Source organism: Delftia sp. DT-2 (genome assembly GCF_028401915.1).
GTDB classification, from domain to species: Bacteria; Pseudomonadota; Gammaproteobacteria; order Burkholderiales; family Burkholderiaceae_C; genus Comamonas; species Comamonas tsuruhatensis.
In genome coordinates, this window is record NZ_JAQOTI010000066.1 from 1 (window position 1) to 899 (window position 899).

At 67.1% G+C, this 899-nt stretch carries 1 protein-coding gene; it reads right to left on the bottom strand.

All coding sequences use genetic code 11. The annotated features are described in order from the left end of the window. Positions 1–899: AMP-binding protein (locus PO605_RS30845; protein WP_272207352.1), on the bottom strand; the 899-nt coding region annotated here is incomplete at both ends.

Below are 899 nucleotides of genomic sequence, written 5' to 3' on the forward strand. Positions count from 1 at the left end.
TCCTCGATCTGGGTCGGAAAGACGTTGACGCCGCGGATGATCATCATGTCGTCGCTGCGCCCCACGATCTTGCCCATGCGCCGGAAGCTGCGCGAAGTCGGCGCCAGCAGCCGCGTCAGGTCCCGCGTGCGGTAACGAATGATGGGCATGGCCTCCTTGGACAGCGACGTGAAGACCAGCTCCCCCTCGCTGCCGTCGGGCAGCACCTCGCCCGTGTCGGGGTCGATGATCTCGGGATAGAAATGGTCTTCCCAGATCACCGGCCCGTCCTTGCTCTCCACGCATTCGCTGGCCACGCCCGGGCCCATGACTTCGGACAGGCCGTAGATGTCCACGGCATCCAGCCCCGCCTTGCCCTCGATCTCGCGGCGCATGGCCTCGGTCCAGGGCTCGGCGCCGAAGATGCCGATCCGCAAAGAGCTCTCGCGCGGGTCCATCCCCTGGCGCTGCATCTCCTCCACGATCACCTGCATGTAGCTGGGCGTGACCATGATGATGTCGGGCCGGAAATCCTGGATCAGCTGCACCTGCTTTTCGGTCTGCCCGCCCGACATGGGCACCACGGTGCAGCCCGCGCGCTCGGCACCGTAGTGCGCGCCCAGCCCTCCCGTGAACAGGCCGTAGCCGTAGGCCACATGCACCATGTCGCCGGGCCGCCCGCCCGCCGCGCGGATGGAGCGCGCCACCAGGTTGGCCCAGTTGTCGATGTCATTCAACGTGTAGCCCACCACGGTGGGCTTGCCCGTGGTGCCCGAGGAGGCATGCACGCGCGCCACCTTCTGGCGCGGCACGGCGAACATGCCGAACGGATAGTTCTCGCGCAGGTCCTTCTTGGTGGTGAAGGGAAAGCGGGCCAGGTCGGACAGCGTGCGCAGATCGGAGGGGTGCACGCCCTTCTC